1 protein-coding gene and 1 pseudogene are annotated in these 3,592 nt (G+C 38.1%); both read left to right on the plus strand.

Features of this window, described 5'->3' with window-relative positions:
- Positions 1-684: pseudogene (locus AB8P06_RS20560) on the plus strand (hypothetical protein); the annotation flags it as partial.
- Between the two features lie 8 nt (positions 685-692).
- Positions 693-3,592 (plus strand): DUF6443 domain-containing protein (locus AB8P06_RS20565; RefSeq protein ID WP_369844512.1); only part of this gene is annotated, 2,900 nt, incomplete at its 3' end.

A 3,592-nucleotide genomic window follows, 5' to 3' on the forward strand; every position in this document is an offset into this window, starting at 1 on the left:
GGAAATAACCTTTTAATCAAAGAAACATCAACAGATTTTACAGGCTCGGTTACAGAGTCAAATAGATATTATCCTAAAGATTTGAGTAACCAAAAATTACTGGATGCGAACCTTGTAGGTATACCATTGAAATCAGAAGTTCTTCAGGATGGAAAACTTACCGGCAAGACAGAAACCAAATTTGATGACCCGGCAACGGTCTATCCTACTTCGCAGATAGCTTACAATATGCAAACACAGATTGCAAACACGATGGGTACTATTGAAAGTTATGATGAAATGGGAAATATCAGGGAAATTAAATCTCAGGATGGAATACCTACCACTACAATCTGGGGATATTATAAAACCCAACCTATTGCCATAATCATTGGAGCTAAATATACAGATATTGCTAATCTTTCAACAGTTACAGCAGCAATTACCGCTTCTAATTCAGACAGTGATAATTTTGCCAATGAAACGGCACTTATCCAGGCACTGGATAACCTTCGAAAAGATGCTGCTTTAAAAAATTATCAGATTACAACCTATACCTATGATCCGTTAATAGGAGTTACCACCACTACTTTACCTTCGGGAATAAGGGAAATTAATGTTTATGATAATGCCAACAGGCTTCTAAAAATTACGGATAGTAATGGGAAAACATTGAAGGAATTTAAATATAACTACAAACAGTAACACAGATCATGAAAAGATATTTAATAACAAAAGCTCTCTTGGGTTTAGGCTTGTTTGTAACAGGGTTTTCCGATGCACAAACAGTTACTCAAAATTATGTGTATTCTAAAACCTGTCTCGATGCAGATTGTATAAAAAAGACAGAAGCTGTACAGTATTTTGACGGGATTGGAAGACCTAAACAGATCGTTAATATAAAAGCTTCCCCAGCACAAAAAGATATTGTTGGGTACATCGAATATGACCAGTATGGAAGACAGTCTAAATCTTATTTACCCGTTCCACAGACTGGCACACAAAATGGGAATATATATGACAATCCGTTAAGCAATGCTGCCACAAGTTATGGAACTGAAAAAATCTATTCTGAGCAAATCATTGAAAATTCTCCACTGGAAAGAGTAAAACAAATTTTTGGAACCGGAACAGCATGGGCAGGTAAACCTGTTGGGTATACTTATGATACTAATACAACCAGTACTGAAGTTAAAAAATACACAGTATCTACTACCTGGGCAGAAAACCGCACAGAGTCCCCTTTGGCTTCTTCGGGGTATTATCCGATAAAAAAGCTGATGAAGACCTCTGTAACAGATGAAGACGGGAATACGACCATTGAATATAAAAACGGGAGAGGGCAAACCCTGTTAATCAGGAAAAATGACGGGACTAAAAATGTAGATACCTATTATGTTTACAATGAATATAACCAATTAGCTTATGTCATTCCGCCGCTGGCTTCAATGCTAACAACACTTTCATCAACTGATATTAATAACCTGTGTTATCAGTACCATTATGATGGATTTGGAAGGCTTGTTGAAAAAAAAATTCCCGGGAAAGGTTGGGAATATCTGGTTTATGATAAACAGGACCGATTGGTTCTCACTCAGGATGTCAATCTTGGTGCTGCCAAAAAATGGCTGTTTACCAAATATGATCAGTTCGGAAGAGTTGCCTATACAGGAATTTATATCAGCACTCAAACATACAGCGGTGCAGGAAGAGCAGCAGAACAAGTTTTGGTAGATGCCAAAGGAAGTAACAACGTAGCGAGAACTTCTTCAGTTGGATTTACCGTCAATGGGCGTGGAGTATATTATGACAACAATGCTTCTACGAGCTACCCTGGCTCAATCACATCGCTTTTAGGTATTAATTATTATGATACCTATCCTGTATATGGATTTAATCCCACATTCCCAACAAGTATTTTAGGAGCCCCTGTGATCACAGACAATTCCACAGCAAATGCTGTAAGTACCAAAAGCCTTCCTGTGATGAGTCTGGTTAAGAATCTTGAAGATGATAACTGGACAAGTAGCTATGCCTACTATGACAATAAAGGAAGAGCAATTGGAAGTCATTCCATCAATCATTTGGGTGGCTATACCAAAACAGAAACTGAACTTGACTTTGCAGGTGTACCTCAAAAAGTGAATACTACCCACTTGAAAAAACAGGGAGAAGTAGGTGTAGCAATAAAAGAGCGATTTGTTTATGATTCCCAAAACAGGTTAAAACAACATTTTCATCAGGTAGATAGTAAGCCTGAAGAATTGCTGGCAGATTATACCTACAACGAGCTTTCCCAACTGACCAACAAAAAGGTAGGAAACAATCTTCAGAGTATTGATTACGCTTATAATGTTCGTGGATGGCTGACTGACATCAACAAAGACCAGATGGCAGTGGCGAATTTAGGAGGAAAGCTCTTTGCTTATAAAATCAAATACAATCAGAAACAGGGAATTACCAATCCTGATACTGCCTTATTTTCAGGAAAAAATGTTACAGCAAAATACGACGGGAATATTGCAGAAATTGATTGGAGGGCGGTAGAAACAATAGGGCAAAACCCATCTTTAACTCCAAAAAGATACGGCTACGCCTATGATAAGCTTAACAGGCTGAGTGCAGGCTATTATCAAAATCCGAATAACCCAAATTCTAAAGAAAATACAGAATCTTTAGACTATGACCTCAATGGCAATATTTCAAATTTATACCGTACATCCATTATTGAAAGTGGGAATACGGCAACACTTATTGATAAATTACAGTATCAATATTCAGGGGGGTATAATCAGCTGACCAGTATTGTCGATAATTCCCTGAATCCGACCGGGTATGAAGGAGGCGGAGCTACCATTGGCTACGACCTGAACGGCAACATGACCAGCATGCCAGATAAAGGTATTGTCACAATAGGATATAATCATTTGGATCTTTCCAACCAGTTGAAGTACAGCAGAAGTGAGGTTGAAGAAGTAAATATCAATACCAAATATGGCGCAGATGGTGTTAAGCTGCAAAAAGAGACCCTGACAACTACTTTTGGTATTTCAGGATATACAACCAGTAAAAAGGTTACAGATTATTTGGATGGATTCCAATATGTGAAAATAGAAGCTCCGACTTCTGGTGGGGGAAGTTCTGAATCTTTAGCCAACCTTGAAACTTCAAGGGCCTTGGAAATGCAGGCATTCTCTGTAGAACCGATGAGTGCCTCGGCATCTTTGGAATCAAAAAATCCTGACTTACAGTTTTTCCCAACGGCAGAAGGGTTTTATGATTACACAAAAGATCAGTATATTTACCAATACATAGACCACTTAGGAAATGTAAGGGTAAGCTTCGCCAGAAGCAGCGCAGGAGATCTTGAAATTACCGATTCCAATGATTATTATCCATTTGGAATGAATCATCTAAAGACCGGGTTTTCTTTCTTTGGGCCAGCTGCCTATAAAAACTATAAATTCAATGGCGTAGAACTTCAGGAAACAGGTTTATATGCGATGGATTGGCGTAATTATATGGCTGATATAGGAAGATTTGCAGGAATAGATGTATTTGCTGAATCTTATCAGAGTTTAACACCTAATCATTTTGCTGCCAATAACCCGAT

Origin of the sequence: Chryseobacterium tongliaonense (assembly GCF_041224435.1) — a bacterium.
In the GTDB taxonomy this organism is placed as follows: Bacteria; Bacteroidota; Bacteroidia; order Flavobacteriales; family Weeksellaceae; genus Chryseobacterium; species Chryseobacterium tongliaoense.